A 17,319-nucleotide genomic window follows, 5' to 3' on the forward strand; every position below is an offset into this window, starting at 1 on the left:
AGCTCGCCAACCGGCTCGTCGGCATCCTGCATGGATGCCTCAAAACCGGCACCCTCTACGACGAGACGACCGCCTGGTCGCATCACGCAGAATCGGTTGCAGCTTGACATCTAAGCTCCTGGGATGTCTTTCGGGCAGGCTCGCGCCGCCGCCCGGCTCGGACGGCGTACGCGGGGAGAGAGGGATCAGGCCACCGTGCGGAAACGGCGGCGGTAGGTGCCGGGGCCGGTGCCCAGACGGCGGCGGAAGGCCCGGTGCAGGGTCTCCACCGAGCCGAGCCCGCTGTCGGCGGCCACCCGGGGCAGCGGCAGGTCGGTGGTCTCCAGCAGCCGGCGCGCCACCTCCACGCGCGCCGACTCGACGTACGCGGCCGGGGTGAAGCCGGTCTGCTGCCGGAACACCCGGGTGAACTGACGCTGACTCAGCCCCATCCGCGCCGCCAGCTCGACCGTGGTCAGCTCCTCGGCGAGGTGCTCGGCGATCCACAGGCGCAGGTCGTCGATGTCGCGGCGGCCCGAGGCGGCCCGGGTCAGCGGGACGCTGAACTGGCTCTGGCCGCCCTGACGCTTGAGGTAGACGACCAGTTCGCGGGCCACCGCGAGGGCCGTCTCCTCGCCGTGGTCCTCGGCCACCAGCGCGAGGGTCAGGTCGAGGCAGGCGCTGATGCCCGCGCCCGTCCAGATCCGGCCGCTGGATCGCAGGAAGATCGGGTCGGGGTCGACGGTGACCCGGGGGTGGTCGGCGGCCAGTTGCCCGGCGGTGGACCAGTGGGTGGTGGCGGTCAGGCCGTCCAGGAGGCCGGCCTCGGCCAGGATGTGCGCGCCGACGCACACCGAGGCCACCCGGCGGGCGCCTGGCGCGGTCCGCCGTACCCAGGCGACCACCTCGGCGTCCGTCAGGGCGCGGGGCCCGGCGGGCGTGACGGTCACCGCGCCGGGCACCACCAGGGTGTCCACCTGGTCGCCGACCTGGTCGAACGTCAGGTCGGCGACCAGCCGCACCCCGGCGGACGTGGTGACCTGACCACCCTGGGGCCCGGCCAGCCGCACGTCGTACAGAGCGCGACCGGCGACCCGGTTGGCCAGGGCGAACACCTCGGCCGGGCCGGTGACGTCGAGCAGGTCGACGTCCGGGAAGAGCGCGATGACGACGCGGTGAGCAGCGGGCATGACCCGATTCTCACCGAACTGGCGGAATGTCTGCAACGACAGTTATCTGGCACATCTGGCCATCGAGCAGGCGACGGAACCGGTCAGCCGGCGTGCAGCCCGGCCGGTTCGCCGAGCCGCAGGGCCAGCAGCGCGACGTCGTCGGTGAAGCGGTCGCCCCGGTGGACGAGCAGCAGCTCGCACATCTCCTCCAGGGGCAGGTGGCGCAGCCGGGAGGCGGTGCGGATCAGGCTCTCCATGCCCCGGTCGAGGCCGTGCGCGGGGTCCTCGACCAGCCCGTCGGTGTAGAGCAGCAGCGTGGACCCGGCCGGGATGACCTGCTCGTGGTCGGGCCGGGGCAGGTCGGGGGTGACACCCAGGGGGTGGCCGCCCTCGGCCCGCAGGTAGCGGGCGGGGCCGTCGACGGGGAGCAGCAGCGGGGGCAGGTGCCCGGCGGTGGCCCACCTCAGCCGCCAGTCGGTGCCGCCGTACTCCTCCAGGCGGGCCAGCAGCACCGTCGCCATCGGGCCGCCGTGCAGGGCGTGCAGGATCTCGTCGAGGCGGCGCAGGATGCGGGACGGCGGCTCGCAGTGCTCGTAGGCGAGCACCCGCAGCATGTTGCTGATCTGGCTCATGACGGTGGCCGAGCGCAGGTCGTGGCCCATCACGTCGCCGACCATCAGGCAGGGCACGCCGTCGGGCAGGACGATCGCGTCGTACCAGTCGCCGCCGATGCGCGGGACGGTGCTGGAGGGCAGGTAGCGGGCGCAGGCCCACAGGCCGTTCAGGTCGGGCAGCGACGGGAGCAGGCTGCGCTGGAACTCCTCGGTGTTGCGGCGGATGCGCTCGTAGAGGCGGGCGTTCTCGATGGCGACGCCGGCCGCGCTGGCCAGCGCCGCGACGATCCGCTCGTCGTCGCCGGTGAACGGCAGGCCCGACCGTTTGTCGGCGAAGTACAGGTTGCCGTACACGGTGCCGCGGACCAGGATCGGCGTGCCCAGCAGGGTGTGCATCACCGGATGGCCGTCAGGGTATTCGCGGAAGCTGGGGTGGGCGAGCACGTCGTCCACGCGCAGCGGCCTCGGCCGGGCCATCAGCTCCTGGAGCAGGCCGTGGCTGGTCGGCAGGCGGCCGATGGTCTCGTACACGTCTTCGGAGACGCCGTAGGTGAACAGGTCGGCGAACTCGCCCTCGTCGTTGAGCACGCCGAGGGCGCCGTACCGGGCGTCCACCAGGTCGGCCGAGACCTCCACGATGGTGCGGAGCGCGGCGTTCAGCTCCAGCTCGGAACTGATCGCGAGGACCGCCTCCAGCAGGCGCGCCATCCGGCCGTGCAGATCCTCGATCTGCGTCAGGCTCGCCTGCAGCCGCAGGAGCTTCTCGGCGCCGAACGGCCCCAGGTCCCCGCCGTACGCGCCGCCCTCCGGCCGCTGTCCGCCCACCCCACCCCCCGAGATGCCCTTGCCCAGGTCATGCCCTCGGTCACCGGCATGACACCTGGTCACGGGCCCTGCGGGGGGCGGCTCAGAGCACCTTGGAGGAGGCAGCCGCCCAGGTGTTGCAGGAGGCCGGGTCGCCGGTGGCGAAGCCGCGCCTGATCCAGGACCGCACGGCGGCGGTCGTGCCGTACGAGCTGTACTTGCCCTCCTTGCTCCCTACGGGGAGGGTGAGGAAATAGTCCCAGTCCTTCTTCGACCTGCCCTCCAGGGGCCAGACGCTCTTGACGAAGGCGCCGCCCAGGCACTCGGTCTGGAGGTTCCTGCGCCGGTCCTGCTCACGCCCCTCCGCCTTGGTGGGGTACGGGATCACGTCGTAGGCGTCGGAGATCCCGACGAGGCTCTGCACGTGGAACGCGTACATTCCGGCGGTCGTGTGGAACAGCCACAGGTCGCTCGGGTCGTCGGTCCAGTCCTTGCCGATCTGGAAGACCAGCGTGCGGGTCTTCTCGCAGTACCACGTCTGCGACTCGTCGTCGTCCACGGCCAGGCCGCAGTACTTCTTGGGGATGCGGTTCATGTGCCGCACCTTCACCGGCTCGTACGGCAGCCCGGCCGCGGTCAGGTGCTGCTGCCAGGTGGTCTCCAGGCAGGCGACGACCGCGTCCACGTAGGCGCGGGCCTGCTTGAGGTTGTGGCGCTTGACCTGCGGCTCGGCGCAGGTGGTCGTGGGCAGCGGGCCCGCCTCGTAGAGGGGGTTGGCGATCAGCTTGGGGTGCTTGACCGGGTAGGCCGCGCTCTCGGCGGCGGCCGTGCCGGCCAGGGAGGCCGTGAGCACGCCCGCCATCGTCAAGATCATGAGCGGTTTCACGAAGGGTGACAATAAGGGCAGAACCCGGCCTCCACAAGCCGGTCAGCCGCTCACGGTGGTGACGTTCGGTTGCGGGGCGCTGCGGATCTCGGCGTCGGTGAAACGTTCCGTGACCCAGCCTCCCCGGGAGAACAGGGCGGTCTGGTCGGCGTGGTGGGGCGAGTTCGGGTTGGCGGACAGGGAGTAGGTCAGGACGGTGCGGGTGCGCGGCCCGTCCGGGGTGAGCTCGACGGCCATCATGAAGCTGGAGCCGGTGTTCACGTCCGGGTAGCGCCCGTCCTTGCCGAGCGGGCCGGAGTTGCGGACGCGGTCGAAGCAGCCCTCCCCCTCGGTGCAGCCGGGGATCGGGACCGACCCGTAGTGCTGGGCCTGGCCGGTGGTCAGGGTCAGGGGCAGGCGGTTGTCGCGGAAGAACAGCACGGCGTCGGCCAGGGCGCGTCGCACGCCGAGGTCGTCCCGCCTGAGGCCGCGCGGCGTGGTGAGCGGCTCAGCGGGGTCGAACGGCACCCGCCACCAGCTCTGCGGCGGCTCCCCTGGCTTGACGGGGGCCTGGAGCCCGTCGAAGAACCGCCGCCACAGCACGGCCCCCTCGCCGTCCAGGGTGGCGCGCCCGTCCCAGCGGGTCAGGGTCCGGCAGGCGTCCCGTACGTCGACCCGCTCCCCCGAGGAGGCCCGCAGCTCGCGGTGCTCCCGGCACAACGCCTTCAGGTCCGCACGCATGAGCTCGAAGCCGTGATTGCGCTTGCTCCGCGCGGTGGCCTGCAGCGTCTCCAGCGTGAAGCCGGGCGCGCCGAGCCCGTCGGTGCCCTTGAGCCGCCGGTCGATCATGTCCAGGCCGACCCGGGGCCGCAGCTCCACGTCGGTCCGTACGGCGCCCCAGACCTGGTCGTAACCGGTCAGCGGCGCGGCCGGGTTCGTCATCCACGGGCTGTTGTTGGCATTGGCGACGTAGTCGGCGCGGGTCAGGCCGGGCTGGTTGCCGGGGCCGAAGATGCCCGGCACGACCGCGTCGGCGTCCCTGCCCCACAGGCACGCCGACGTCGAGCCGTCCAGGACGAACGCGTCGATCGACGGGTCGGGCGACGGCTTGGCGCACCGGCGGGCCTGGGCGTCGGTGACGTGCGGCACGACGGAGGCGTCGGCGAAGGACGCCGTCCCGCCGACGTCCGTGGCCAGCGTGTAGACGAACGGCAGGCCCTGGTGGGCGTCCTGGGCGGCGCGCAGTCCGCGCAGGTCGCCGGCCTTGGCCATCGCCAGCCACTCGTCGGCCGCCCGCAGGTTGGCGGCGTTGACGTCGGCCAGCGCGTACGCGTACTCCTCGCCGCGCCCGGCGGCCAGCACCGGGCCGTAGCGGGAGGTGAACAGGGTGCGCGAGACGAGGGTGCCGTCCTGGAGCGGCACCACGATCTCCTGGCGGCCCATCGGCTCGGGCCGGCCGTCGACCAGGTAGGTGGTGGGGTCGCCCTGCGCCAGTTCGAGCCGGTAGAGGGTGAACCGCTGGGCGTGGGAGACGGTGTGGGTCCAGGCGAGGGTCCTGTTGTGGCCGATCTGCACGACGGGGGTGCCGTACAGGCTGCCGCCGGCGACGTCCAGCACGCCGGGGATGGTGAGCTGCACCTGGTAGAAGCGGCGGACGCCGTTCCACGGGAAGTGCGGGTCGGCCAGCAGCATGCCGTGGCCGTCGCGGGTGGCCTCGCGGCCCAGCGCCCAGCCGTTGCTGCCGGGGGCGCGGCGCGGGCCGTCGTCCCCGTCGCCGCCGCCGACGATGGCCTCCTTGAGCGCCGAGCTGCCCGACATGCGGCCGAGGTCGAGGAGGTTGGCCCAGACGTCCTCGGCGGTGATCGGGCCGACCCACGACTTGCCGCGGCAGGTGGGGTCGGGCAGGTTGGCCACGCCGGTGTCGTCGAGGTAGCGGTTGTAGCCGGCCACGTACCCGTCGACCAGCTGGCGCAGCTCGGCGCTCGGCCCGATGGGGGCGGGCCGGGCCAGCAGCCGCCGGACGACGCCGGAGTCGGCGACGCTGCGGTGGTAGAGGTCGCTGGTGAGGTTGGCGACGGGGCGCACCGGATCGTCGGAGCGGGCCTGCGGGCCGAAGTGGCGGGACCGTTCGCCGCGCAGCGTCACCACCCACGAGGCCAGCACGCACAGGTTGTCCTGGGCGAAGGCGTACCCGTAGCCGAAGCCGAGGCCGCCGTGGTCCTTGGCGGACACGTGCGGGATGCCGTACTCGGTGCGCCGGATCTCGGCCGAGTAGCGGCCGTCGGCGGCCACGGCCGGAGGGGCCGTGAGCAGGCCGGCGACCAGCGCGAGCACGATCGCCGCGCAGGGCTTTCGCAGCTTCATGTGGCTCCTATTCGAAACGCGCGTCGTCGGGCGAGGTCATGCGCCGCAGCAGCGGCAGGACGGTCGAGATCACCAGCAGGGAGGCGACCAGCCCGCCGCCGACGCCGGCGAAGTAGGCGGGCCCCGGCATCGCCAGGGAGGTCCCCTTCATGGCGAGGGCGTCGATGAACGGCGCCGCCACCCCGAACCCGGCCCCGGCCGCCACGACGGCCGCCAGGACGAGCGGCAACGCCGACTCCAGCAGCACGACCGCGCCCAGGGTGCGGCCGGGCGTGCCGGCCAGCCGCAGCAGCGTGAACGGCTGCCGGCGTTCCACCAGCCCGCCGCCGACCGCCACCAGCAGGCTGCAGCCGCCGGCGAGCAGGGTCAGCGCGACCATGGCCAGCGCGATGTTCTCGGCCTGCGTGTAGAGCGCCGCCCGGACCTGGGCGACCTCGTCGAACGTCATCGGCGGGCCGGTGCTCTGCCCGGCCAGCAGGGTGCGGATCTCCTCCAGGGTCGCCGGGTCGGCCATGGAGACCAGCACGGAGGACAGGTTGAGCCCGTCGGCGGAGACCGGCTCGCTGTCCGGCCCGGCGAGGGGGATCAGCCTGTCGATGGTGAGCGGGTTGTCGGCCTCCACCACCCGGTCGAACCGTCCGGCGACCGCCCGCGCGCCCGCCGGGCACTGCCCGAGCGCCGGGAAGCGGGCCAGGTCGGCGCACTCGACGACCGCCCGGGGCGGCGGCGGCCGCTCGGGGTCGATCACCCGGTTCTCCTCCTCCTTCGCGGCGTGGATCGGCAGCACGCCGACGCCGGGGTAGGCGCGCAGCCGGGCCACCAGCTCGGCCCCGGCCCGCGGCGTCAGCCCGCCGCCGCCGAGGTCGCCGAGCGGGGCGCGCAGCACGCCGGACAGCGTGCCGCCGGCCACCGCCCGCTGGCCGTCCACCACGGCGGGCACGATCCCGGCGATCGCCGTCCCGATGAACACCGCGAGGACGAGCCCGCTCACCGACCTGAAGGCGGCCTTCGGGTCGGCGGCCAGCCGCCGGGCGGCCAGCAGCGTCGCCGCTCCGCCGGTCAGCCGCGCGGCCAGGCGGGCGGCCAGCATCGTCAGCCAGGGGCCGGCCAGGATCAGCCCGATCATGATCAGCGTCAGGCCCGCCGAGGCCGGCCCGGCGTTCGGTTTGCGGTCGTCGGTCTGGAACATCGGCACCGCGAACAGCGCCAGCCCGGCCAGCAGCGGGATCGCCCGCCAGGCGCGCGGCGGCCGTGGGGCGCCCTTCCTGAGCGCGCCCAGCGGCGAGATCCGGACCCGGCGCAGCGCCCACAGCGCGCTCACCCCGGCCAGCAGCGGGACGCCGGCGAGCACGGCCGCGTACTGCCAGGCGGCCGGGGTCACCGTGTCGGGGAAGAACCGGGAGCCGGTGACGCGGACGGTGGCGACGGCCGGGCGTACCAGGAGGAAGAGCACGATCCCGGCGAGCGTGCCGGTCAGCGCGCCGAGCGCGGAGTCCACCGCGGCGAACAGGTTGACCTGCCGGGACGTGCCGCCCACCAGCCGGATCGCGGCGAAGCGGGCCTCGCGGCGGGCGGCGGCCAGCCGGGTGGCGGTGTTGACCAGCACCAGCAGCGGCAGCAGCAGCCCGACGGCCGCGATCGCGAACCCGAAGTGGTAGATGTCGGCGTCGCCGTCGAGGGCGGGCTCGTCGGCCGTCGTGTCGACCTGCCGGGTGCCGAGCAGGGCGGCGACCTGCTCGGGCGTGCGGCCGATCACGATGGTCAGGTCGTCGGGGCCGGTGAGCGCGGCGCGGCCGATCGTCCCGGCCCTCGTGCCGGGGAACCGGTCGGCGAGCTGGGCGCGCGGCGCCGAGTCCAGCAGTTCGGCCAGCGCCGGGGAGACGTAGTACTGGCCGGGCGCGGGCATGCGGGACAGCCCGGGGACGACGGGAGCCCGGCCGCCGAGCGCGGCGGCGTCGAGCCGCCTGATCGGGCGGCCGGCGTAGTAGTCCTCGTGGTAGTTCCACAGGGCGCCGGTGGCGGTGGCGTCGAGGGCCCAGCCGCTGGGCGCGGTGCCGCGGGTGCACTCCCAGCAGGTGCGCCCGCCGGCCGTCTGGAAGGCGTTGAACAGGGAGAGCGTGGCCAGCAGCACCGCCACGCCGACCGCCACGCCGGCGACGATCAGCGCGAGCCGGGCGGCCGCCTCCCTGCCTCCGGCCAGCGACAGCCGCAGGCCGAGGGCGATCACCGTGCGACCTGACCGGCGAAGGGGTCGGTGAGCCGGCCGTCGCGGACGATGACCTCCCGGTCGGCGCAGGAGGCGACGCGGGCGTCGTGGGTGACCACGAGCACCGTCGTGCCCTCCTCGCGCGCCAGGCCGACCAGCAGTTCCATGACGTGCTCGCCGGTCAGCGAGTCGAGCGAGCCGGTCGGCTCGTCGGCGAACAGCACCCGCGGCCCGATCACCAGCGCCCTGGCGATCGCCACCCGCTGCGCCTGCCCGCCGGACAGCTCGCCGATGCGCCGCCCGCCCAACTCGGCCAGCTCCAGCCGCTCCAGCCAGCCCGCCGCCCGCCGGTACGCCTCCTTGCGCCCGGTACGCGCCAGCAGCAGCGGCAGGGCGACGTTGTCGGCCGCGGTGAGCTCCGGCACGAGCTGCCCGAACTGGAACACGAAGCCGAACGCGGTGCGCCGCAGCCGGGTGCGCCGGTCGTCGCTCATGGTGTCCAGGCGGCTGCCGTCGAACCACACCTCGCCGGTGTCGGGGGTGAAGATCCCGGCCAGGCAGTGCAGCAGCGTCGACTTGCCCGAGCCGCTGGGGCCCATGACCGCCACGATCTCCCCGGCCGCCACCTCCAGGCTCGCCTCCCGCAGCGCCGGGGTGCGGCCGAAGGAGCGGCTGACCCCGCGGGCCTCCAGGATCACGACGACCCCCGCACCAGCTCGGCCAGCGCGTCCAGCCGCGCCTGGGTGACGTCGATCCAGCGCAGGTCGGCTTCCAGGTGGAACATGCCGTGGTCGGCCAGCAGCGCGTCGGCCAGCGAGTCCCCCCGCTTGATCTGCGCGAACTCGCGCATGCGCCGCAGGTGGGTGGCGCGCTGGAGGTCGAGGTAGGCCGCCGCGTCGCGGCCCAGCATCAGCGCCAGCACGACCTTGGTGAACAGCACGGTCTGCAGGTACGGCTCGGCCGCGACCGGTTCGCTCAGCCACGCCTCGACCTCACGCGCGCCGATGGGGGTGATCGCGTAGCGCTTGCGCTCGGGGCCGTCGCCGGGCTCGCTCTCCCCGGCGGTGACCTTGCCGTCCCTGGCCAGCCGGCCGAGGGTGGAGTACACCTGGCCGAAGGGCAGCGACTTGCCGCGGCCGAAGTAGGTGTCGTAGTCGCGCTTCAGGTCGTAGCCGTGGCTCGGCTCCCGCTCAAGGAGGCCGAGCAGCGCAAGAGGAACGCTCATGCCCCCGCACTATATACCGAGGGTATATACGGGGGGCATAACCGCGTGAACTCCGCCGGTCGTCCCTCAGGAGGTGGCGCTGGGTGACGGCGTCGGCTGGTGGTCGCCGTGCCGCGGGCCGCCCGTTCCGCCGTCCCTGTCGCCGTGGGGGTGCCGGCCGCGGCCGTCGCGGGCGGTCACGTCGTGGACGGTGACGGCGGTGGCCGTGCCGCCGGTGACCTTGGCGCTGACCATGACCTTCCGGCCGGCCTTGATCGCGTCGATGCCCTGGTCGCGGTTGACCCGGGTGTCGGCGTTGACGGCGTACTCCTTGGTGTAGCCGTCCGCGCTCTTGACCGTGAGGGAGTTCTGGCCGACGGCGGTGACGTCGCCGTACTGGGTGGCCACCGTCACGTACGCGCCCTGCCCGTCGGGGACGACGAACTCGCCGTGGACGGGCGGGCCGCCGAACCCGCGTCCCCACCCGCGTCCCTTGTCGGACGGCGAGCCCGACGGGGCGACCGACGGGCTCGCGGCGGACGGGGGCGTTCCGGTGGGCGACGGCGCCGGCGAGAGCGCCGAGGCGGCGGCCACGCCGGCGCCGGTGGCCAGGACGACCGCGGTGGTCGCGGCGAGCAGTACGGAGCGGGGGAATCGGCGCCTGGGCGGTTCGTTCTCCAGGGTCTCCGCCTTGCCGAATCCGTCAGGCCCAGAGGTCATGATCTTTCCTCTCTATGGGATACAACACCACAACCCTGCCCGAAACTACCTAAAACGGTCGTAAACGCCCATCGACCTGCGGCCCGCGCCCCCGCACGCGGGCCGCAGCCGCCGCTAGGAGGCGGAGACGCGCACCAGCGCGCGGTCCCCGTCACGCAGGACGGCGATCCGGGTGCCGGTGTCCGGCACCTTCACGCCGAGCTGCGGCAGGTCGGGGTGCCAGTAGACGCCCCGGTGGTCGTCGAACACCGGCACGCCCGGACGCGCCGGGAACACGGCGGGCACGCCCGCCGAGTGCAGCCGCAGCCGGTCCGTGCGCGCGTTGCCGAACGGCGCGTCGAACACCTGCAGCCGCGCCCCGGCCGCCGCCCCACTGGCCCAGCGCAGCGGCTCGGGCCGGGCGTCGACGGGCAGGATCATGCCCTCGCCGGGGTGGTCGCGGGTGGTGTTGTCGCCGTACCAGGCGTCCCAGAGCCAGATGAGCACGCCCTGCTGGTACGGGTAGTGCTCGACCCGCTGGCTGCCGGTCCACCCGAAGTTGTACGGCCCGGTCCGCAGATAGGCGTTGTACCCGGTGTGACGCCGGTTCTCGGCCAGGTAGGCCCGGGAGAAGCGCTGCACGCCCACCTCGCCGCTGCGGGCGAAGCCCACCGCCGTCCACTCGCCCTCGCCCTGCTCGACGTCGTCGGCGAACACGCCGGGCACCTGGACGTCGTCCAGCCGGAAGCCGGACTCGGAGGTGTTGGAGTCGGTCGAGTAGCGGAAGCGGAACCAGATCCTGCCGCCCGCGTACGGGCTCAGGTCGTAGGCGATCTCCCGCCAGTCCGAGCTTCCGGTGAGCGGCTGCGCGACCGGCGTCCAGGCCGCGCCGTCGCGGGAGACCTCGGCGTACAGGAAGTCGTAGCCCTGCTCGATCGCGTAGGCCGCGTGCGCCTTGAGCGTCGGCTCCGTGGCCCGGGAGAGGTCGATCTGCCGGGTGAGCGTCTGTTCGAGGTTGTCGCCCTTGCCGCTCCACCACTGCCACTCCCCCTGGTACGGCCTGCCCAGCGGAGTGCTGATCTCGCGCGCCGGCAGGTCCACCACGAGCGCCTGCGGGTCGCGGGTGTTGTAGGAGCCGACGCCGAGGGTGTGCGTGGAGGGGGTGGCCGCGCGGGCCCGGTCGTAGGCCAGCCAGCCGAGCTGGAGCTTGCTCCAGGCGTCCAGGTCGCCGGCGTACTCGCCGAGCGGGCCGGTCCGCGAGCTCAGGTAGGAGCCGGACGACATCAGCGACCAGAAGTTGACCGAGTTGTCGCCGCCGCCCGCGTACAGGTCGGGCAGGCCGAGGTCGTGGCCGAACTCGTGGGCGGTCAGGCCGACGCCGCTGTTCTCGCCGACCGTCAGGTAGTCGCCGACCCAGATGCCGGTGTCGCCGATCTGGGTGCCGCCGTTGCGGTTGCCCTCGGGGCCCGCCTGGCCGCGCTCGGGCCAGTAGGCGAAGTAGCGGTGGGCCCAGACGGCGTCCGCGCCCTGCGCGCCGCCGCCCCAGGTCTCGTCCACGCCGGCGTGCACGACCTGGTAGTGGTCCAGGTAGCCGTCGGGCTCGTCGAAGTCGCCGTCGTTGTCGTGGTCGTAGCGGTCCCAGACGTCGTACTCGGCCAGCTCGGCGCGGATCTGCTCCACCGTCATGCCCTTGGCCTTCTCGGCCTCGTACCAGGCGTTGGCCGAGTCGCGCACCAGGTCCCAGTTGTTCCAGCAGATGCCGCCTTCCTCGGGGGCGCACCGGTCGCTGCCGTAGCGGGCCTCGTTGTACGGCACGCGCACCCAGTCGCTGACGTAGCCGTCGAGGTCGTAGCGGCCGGAGGACTGGAGGCGGTAGTAGTCGCGCAGGGAGTTGCCGCCGGTCGCGAAGTAGGACTTCGCGTAGGAGGCGCGGTCGAAGTCCGGGCGCCAGAGGGTGTGGTTGTCGTCGGTGCCGCGCGGGTCGGGGATGGCGTTGTGGCGGGGGCCCGGCCGGCCGCCGTACTTGATCTGGCCGTCGATCTTCGTCTCGTTGTCCACCTTGTCGCCGAACTCGGCCAGGACGACGAAGACCTGGTCCTTGCGCTCCTGGGCGAGCTCGACGTAGCGGTGGCCGACCTTGGCGGAGCGGCCGGGCCGCGCCTTGGCCGCCGCCGCGTCCGGGGATAAGACGCCTTCGACGGCCTGCCTGCGCAGTGCCGCCTGCTCGCGTTGCTGCGGGCTGAGCGGGGAGATCTCCCTGCTCACCTTTTTCACGGGCGGCGCCGCGGTCTCCGCCGCCGCGGCGGAGACGGAAGGGACGCCGAGCGCGGCGATCGCCAGGAGGGCGGCCGCCGCGGAGAGAGTGATTCGCATGGCATGTAACATGTCACACTTCAAGTCTTTCGTCTCCACCTCCGGCCGATCTTCCGGGACGCGGACCCCGTCACTCGACGATCAGGTTGACCGGGATGTTGCCGCGGGTGGCGTTGGAGTAGGGGCAGACCTGGTGGGTGGCCTCGACCAGCTCGCGGGCGACGTCGGGGGCCAGGTCGTCGGGCAGCTCGACGCGGAGCGTGGCGTCCAGCTGGAACCCGCCCGCGCCGTTGGGCGACAGGCCGATCTCCGCCGTGACGGAGGCGTCGGAGACGTCGATCCGCCTCTGCCCGGCCACCAGCCGCATGGCCGAGGCGAAGCAGGCGGCGTAGCCGGCGGCGAAGAGCTGCTCGGGGTTGGCGCCCTCGCCATCGCCGCCCAGCTCCTTCTGCAGGGCCAGCTTGACGTCCAGTTTGCCGTCGGAGGAGACCGCGCGCCCGTCGCGGCCCGCCGAGGTGGCGATGGCGGTGTACATGCTCATGACCGGTTGCCCTTCGTTTCGCCTTACTAGACAGACCTGTCTGTCTGGTTTGTTGAGCCTGAGACTAGACAGGTCTGTCTGGTAGCGTCAAGGGGTGAGCGCAGAGACGGCGAAGGACCCCCGCCCGAGCCCGGCCCGCACCCGGGTCCTGGAGACGGCGGCGCGGCTGTTCTACGCCGAGGGCGTGCACTCGGTGGGGATCGACCGGATCATCGCGGCGGCGGGCGTCGCGAAGGCGACCTTCTACCACCACTTCCCGAGCAAGGACGAGCTGGTCCGGGCGTACATCGCCGAGCAGGGCGCGGCGCAGCGGGCCATGGTCGGCACGCTGCGCGCCGACTCGCCCCGCGAGACGCTGGCGGCCGTCTTCGCGTTCATGTGCGAGTTCGGGTCCGGCTCCGGTTACCGCGGCTGCCCGTTCGTCAACACGGCGGCCGAGTACCCGGATCCGGCGCATCCCGTACGGCAGGCCATCGCCGAGCACCGGCGCTGGCACCGCGACCTGTACCGCGACCTGCTGGCCGCCGACGGCCACGCCGACGCCGAACGCACCGCCGACATCCTCCTCCTGGTCAGGGACGGCCTGGTGGTGGGCTTCGACCTGGACGACCCGGCCACCGTCCGCGCCACCGTCCAGGAAACCCTGACCCGCGTCCTCACCCGCTGACCCGCCCCTTCACCCCCTCGGCACGGTGACCGCGGGCCCTCGCCCCCCTCCGCCGCCCTCACCTTCCGCGCCCTTCACACCCATCCGACGCCAGGCGCCCTTCACCCCCGCGCCTTCACCTGCTGCGCCGTCACACCTTGCAACCCCCTGCGCCCTCACACTCCGCGCCCCCACACACAGCGCCGCCACACCCTGCGCCCCCACATACAGCGCCGCCACACCCTGCGCCCCCACATACAGCGCCGCCCACCCCCTCCGTCCCTCACACCCTCCGCCCCTTCGAGGCCGATGGCGCCTGGGCTGGGTGATGAGGGTGGGGGAGGTGTGGGAGGTTTTGTGCTTTGTGGGTAGTTTGTCTGATATTAGTGGGCAGCGCCGTTGCTCCCCTACCACCGCATACGAGGCAGTCATGTCATTGTCCCGAAATATCAGGAGAAGCTTGGCTGCGGCGGTGGCCGCGATCCTCGCTCTGCTCATCGCCTCCCCCGCGCCCCCGGCGTCCGCCGACACCCCCACCCCGCCGAACATCATCTTCTTCCTGGTGGACGACCTGTCCGCCGACCTGCTGCCCTACATGGACACGGTCCGCGGCCTGGCCGAGGGCGGCACCACGTTCACCGACTACTACGTGTCCGACTCGCTCTGCTGCCCCTCCCGCGCCTCGATGTTCACCGGCCAGTTCCCCCACAACACCGGCGTACGGACCAACCAGGGCTACGACCGCGGCGGCTACGAGGCGTTCGCCCGGCACGAGGGCCGCACCTACGCCGTCCCGCTCCACCAGGCCGGCTACCGCACGGGCTACCTGGGCAAATACATCAACGAGTACCCCGCCCGCCCCGGCTACCAGGTGCCGGACGGCTGGGACGAGTGGCACGTCTCCGCGGGCGGCGGCTACAACGAGTTCAGGTACCAGCTCACCCGCTACGTCAGGGAGGAGTCGGGCGACCGGCGACCGATCGCCCCCTCCAGAGGCGACTACCTGGTCGACGAGCTGGCCCGGCGGGCGACCGGCTTCATCGAGCGCTCCCGCGAGCACGCTCCCGGCCGGCCGTTCTTCCTCCAGGTCGCGCCCTTCTCCCCGCACAACCGGGTGGACGTCCGGCCCGGCGACACCGAGCCGCGTTTCCCGCCCGCGCCGCGCGACCGTCCGAAGGACCGCTTCCCGGACGGCGAGTTCCCGCACGGCGACTGCGGCGGCCCCGACTGCGCCGGCATCGACGTGACCACCCTGCCCTCCTACGACGAGGACACCGCCGACAAGCCCTCCTGGGTGCGCCGGGCCCCGATCGAGCCGAAGCGCGCCGAGGAGCTGCGCGAGGACTTCCGTGACCGGATCCGCATGGTCCAGTCGGTCGACGACATGGTGGGACGGGTGCTGTCCACGCTCACCGAGCCGGAGCGCCGCAACACCTACGTCGTGTTCGCCAGCGACAACGGCTTCCACCTCGGCCAGCACCGCCTGCTCCGCGGCAAGTCCACCGCCTACGACCACGACGTACGGGTCCCGCTGCTGGTCAGGCGGCCGGTCACCGGAGAGCGCAACCGGGTGGTGACCGGTGCCATCGCGCAGAACGTGGACCTGTTCGCGACCTTCCTCGACATGGCCGGCGTCGCCCCGGCGATCCGCGACAGCCGGGACGGCCGCAGCCTGCTCCCCCTCGTCCAGGGCCGGCAGGTCACGGACTGGCGGCAGGCGGCGCTGGTCGAGCACGTCAGGCCCAACCCGTGGACGCCCGGCAGGCCCGACCCCGACGCCGACCGGCTGAGGCACGGCAACGCGCAGCCGCCCACCTACAACGCCATACGGACCGCGGGAGAGCTGTACGTCGAGTACGAGAACGACCCGAAGCCCGAGTACTACAACACCGTCACCGACCCCCGCCAGGAGTCCAACGACCCCGGCAACGCCCGGACGGCGTCCCTGGCCGGGGTGCTGCGCGAGCTGACGACGTGCGGAAAACCCGGCGCGCCCGACTGCTGGACGGCCGCGCACCTGCGCTGAGCCGTACGGCAGAAGTTGACCTCCTTCGGTCCGGCGGTTGACGCCCCGGCGGCCGGTCCCCCCGTACATTGGGGCAGTCGGGAGCCCGAACCGAAGGAGAGCGATGCGGTTCACGTCCACCCTTGCCGGATTACTGATCTTCACAGGCACGTTCACAGGCCCGGGGGTGGCGCAGGCGGCCACCGAGACGGCCACTGAGACGGCCACTGAGACGGTCACCGAGACGACGGGGTGCGCGGCCGTGCTGCCCCGGCCCGACGGTCACGGCATCACCTGCGTCGAGGTACGTCGTCGCCCCCAGAGCGACGGCTCGGAGCTGCGGGACGTCACGATGACCTCGACGGCGATCTTCCAGGCGTCCGGCGGCACGCCGGTCATCGACCCGCTGTCGCGCCCGATCACCGTCCGCGTCTACCTGCCGAAGGACTACGACCCCTCGCGGGCCACCCCCTACCATGCGCTCTACCTGCTCAACGGCGGCGGCGACAACTACGACGCGTGGACCACCAAGGCCGGCCTCGTCTCCCTCGTCCATGACGCGGGCTCCTTCGACGGCATCGTGGTGATGCCGACCGGCGGGATGACCGGCTGGTACGCGGACTGGGCCGGCCGTACGGACGGATATTTCGCACCGAAGTGGGAGACGTACCACATCGAGCAGCTCATCCCGTGGATCGACAGCAACTTCAACACCGTCGCCGACCGGTCGGGACGCGGCCTGGCGGGCCTGTCCATGGGCGGCTACGGCACCCTGCGGTACGCGGCCGCGCACCCCGGCGTCTTCTCGGTGATCGGCGCGTTCTCGCCCGGCATCGACCTGCGGGCCAGGCCCGCCCAGCGCACGATCTCCGACTCCATGTGGCAGTCGGGCGCGGCGATCGAGCTGACCGACCTGGGCGAGTTCCGCGTCAACAAGTACGACAACGGCAGCCCGCTGCCCGTCCTCGACCAGGAGGTGCAGCGCCGCTACCGCCTGGACACCCTGTTCGGCCCGCACACCACCACGGTCTTCCACGGCCGCACGGTCGACGACTGGCCCGCCGCCAACCCCGCCGACCTGGTCACTCAGGGCAGGTACGCCCCCTATGACGGACGGCTGGCCCTGTACGCCGGCGGCTGCGCGAGCCTCCCGAGCGCCCCGGACGGCACCGAGCCCGCCCCCGCCGCGTGCGGCTACGACACCAGGGCGAGCGACGACGCCCCGGGCGTCAGCGAGCCGATCCTCGGCGCGTACGCGAGCGAGTTCGACGCCACGCTGACCGGCCTCGGCGTCGGCCACCGCTACTGCTACAGCAGGGGCGGCCACGACTGGAACGCCTGGTCGGCCTACCTGGTCGACTTCCTCCGGTACGCCTACGGCACCGCCCCCGCCCACTGCCCCGCACCCTGACGCCTCAGCCCGCTTCCAAGTCGGCCACAAGTACCGGCCGGTAGTCCTGGACCGGTGACGAACCATCTTCCGACCCGCGTCCTGACCGCCCTGGGCGTCGCCGTCCTCACGCTGACCGCGCTGAGCACGGCGGCCGCCGCCGACACCGCCGCCGATCCGGCGAGCTGGAGGTGGGGCGCCCTGCACTCCACCGACGGCCTGGCGACCGCCCGGGGCAAGGTCGTGGCCGGCCAGTCGGGGCTGGCCGTGACCGGCACCCTCGACGACGACCGCGGCAAGGGCTGCTCGTGGCTCCTGATCAGGTACCAGAGCGCGAGCAACGGCCGCTGGCGCACGCACGGCGTCTACAACTGCCTGCCGGGCACCGGCTCCTTCCGCAAGAACGTCGGCGGCGCGCTGCAGATCCGGGCGCAGGTGTGCCGCGGCAACGGCGCGCGGCCCGTCGGCCGGTGCTCGCGGTGGCGGACGATCTACACTCAGGGCGGCTGACGCCCGT

At 73.0% G+C, this 17,319-nt stretch carries 14 protein-coding genes; 4 read left to right on the forward strand and 10 right to left on the reverse strand.

Translation table 11 applies throughout. The features are described 5' to 3' along the window. Positions 1–185 precede the first annotated feature (185 nt). The 10 genes from ABT158_RS21560 to ABT158_RS21605 all read right to left on the reverse strand — a co-directional run bounded on the left by ABT158_RS21560 (position 186) and on the right by ABT158_RS21605 (position 12,761). The gene (locus ABT158_RS21560) at positions 186–1,169 is read right to left on the reverse strand and encodes a GlxA family transcriptional regulator (RefSeq protein ID WP_352355874.1); all 984 of its coding nucleotides are present in this window, start codon (positions 1,167–1,169) and stop codon (positions 186–188) included. An 83-nt stretch (positions 1,170–1,252) separates the two neighbouring features. After that, positions 1,253–2,590: a PP2C family protein-serine/threonine phosphatase gene (locus tag ABT158_RS21565; protein WP_352355876.1), complete on the reverse strand. Its 1,338-nt coding sequence runs from the start codon at positions 2,588–2,590 to the stop codon at positions 1,253–1,255. Positions 2,591–2,672: 82 nt separating this feature from the next. Then, complete coding sequence (locus ABT158_RS21570; RefSeq protein ID WP_352355878.1) at positions 2,673–3,455, reverse strand: neutral zinc metallopeptidase; 783 nt, start codon at positions 3,453–3,455, stop codon at positions 2,673–2,675. Between the two features lie 42 nt (positions 3,456–3,497). Then, on the reverse strand, positions 3,498–5,798 hold the full coding sequence (locus ABT158_RS21575) for a penicillin acylase family protein (RefSeq protein ID WP_352355880.1): 2,301 nt from the start codon (positions 5,796–5,798) through the stop codon (positions 3,498–3,500). Between the two features lie 7 nt (positions 5,799–5,805). Then, positions 5,806–8,025: an FtsX-like permease family protein gene (locus ABT158_RS21580; protein ID WP_352355882.1), complete on the reverse strand. Its 2,220-nt coding sequence runs from the start codon at positions 8,023–8,025 to the stop codon at positions 5,806–5,808. After that, positions 8,022–8,702 (reverse strand): ABC transporter ATP-binding protein, encoded by a 681-nt coding sequence (locus ABT158_RS21585; RefSeq protein WP_352355884.1) that lies wholly within the window; start codon positions 8,700–8,702, stop codon positions 8,022–8,024. The genes ABT158_RS21580 and ABT158_RS21585 overlap by 4 nt, the downstream gene beginning before the upstream one ends. Beyond that, complete coding sequence (locus tag ABT158_RS21590; RefSeq protein WP_352355886.1) at positions 8,699–9,229, reverse strand: PadR family transcriptional regulator; 531 nt, start codon at positions 9,227–9,229, stop codon at positions 8,699–8,701. Before ABT158_RS21590 ends, ABT158_RS21585 begins: the two co-directional genes overlap by 4 nt. Before the next feature lie 66 nt (positions 9,230–9,295). Further along, entirely contained in the window at positions 9,296–9,928 is a 633-nt protein-coding gene (locus ABT158_RS21595) for a hypothetical protein (protein ID WP_352355887.1), read from the reverse strand. 114 nt (positions 9,929–10,042) lie between these two features. Continuing rightward, positions 10,043–12,280, reverse strand: coding sequence for an immune inhibitor A domain-containing protein (locus ABT158_RS21600; RefSeq protein ID WP_352355889.1), 2,238 nt, complete (start codon positions 12,278–12,280; stop codon positions 10,043–10,045). Between the two features lie 70 nt (positions 12,281–12,350). Next, positions 12,351–12,761, reverse strand: coding sequence for an organic hydroperoxide resistance protein (locus ABT158_RS21605; RefSeq protein ID WP_352355891.1), 411 nt, complete (start codon positions 12,759–12,761; stop codon positions 12,351–12,353). Positions 12,762–12,855: 94 nt separating this feature from the next. Here ABT158_RS21605 and ABT158_RS21610 point away from each other — a divergent pair, with 94 nt between their 5' ends. The 4 genes from ABT158_RS21610 (at position 12,856) to ABT158_RS21625 (ending at position 17,312) form a co-directional block, all read left to right on the forward strand. Continuing rightward, complete coding sequence (locus ABT158_RS21610) at positions 12,856–13,428, forward strand: TetR/AcrR family transcriptional regulator (RefSeq protein WP_352355893.1); 573 nt, start codon at positions 12,856–12,858, stop codon at positions 13,426–13,428. A gap of 439 nt (positions 13,429–13,867) precedes the next feature. Then, entirely contained in the window at positions 13,868–15,433 is a 1,566-nt protein-coding gene (locus ABT158_RS21615; RefSeq protein ID WP_352355895.1) for a sulfatase family protein, read from the forward strand. Between the two features lie 103 nt (positions 15,434–15,536). Continuing rightward, positions 15,537–16,823, forward strand: coding sequence for an alpha/beta hydrolase (locus ABT158_RS21620; protein WP_352355897.1), 1,287 nt, complete (start codon positions 15,537–15,539; stop codon positions 16,821–16,823). 54 nt (positions 16,824–16,877) lie between these two features. Next, positions 16,878–17,312 carry a hypothetical protein gene (locus tag ABT158_RS21625; protein ID WP_352355899.1) on the forward strand — a complete coding sequence of 145 codons (435 nt, stop codon included), beginning with the start codon at positions 16,878–16,880 and terminating at the stop codon, positions 17,310–17,312. Positions 17,313–17,319 lie beyond the last annotated feature (7 nt).

The sequence above is a fragment of the Nonomuraea sp. NPDC001636 genome, assembly GCF_040298265.1.
GTDB lineage: Bacteria > Actinomycetota > Actinomycetes > Streptosporangiales > Streptosporangiaceae > Nonomuraea.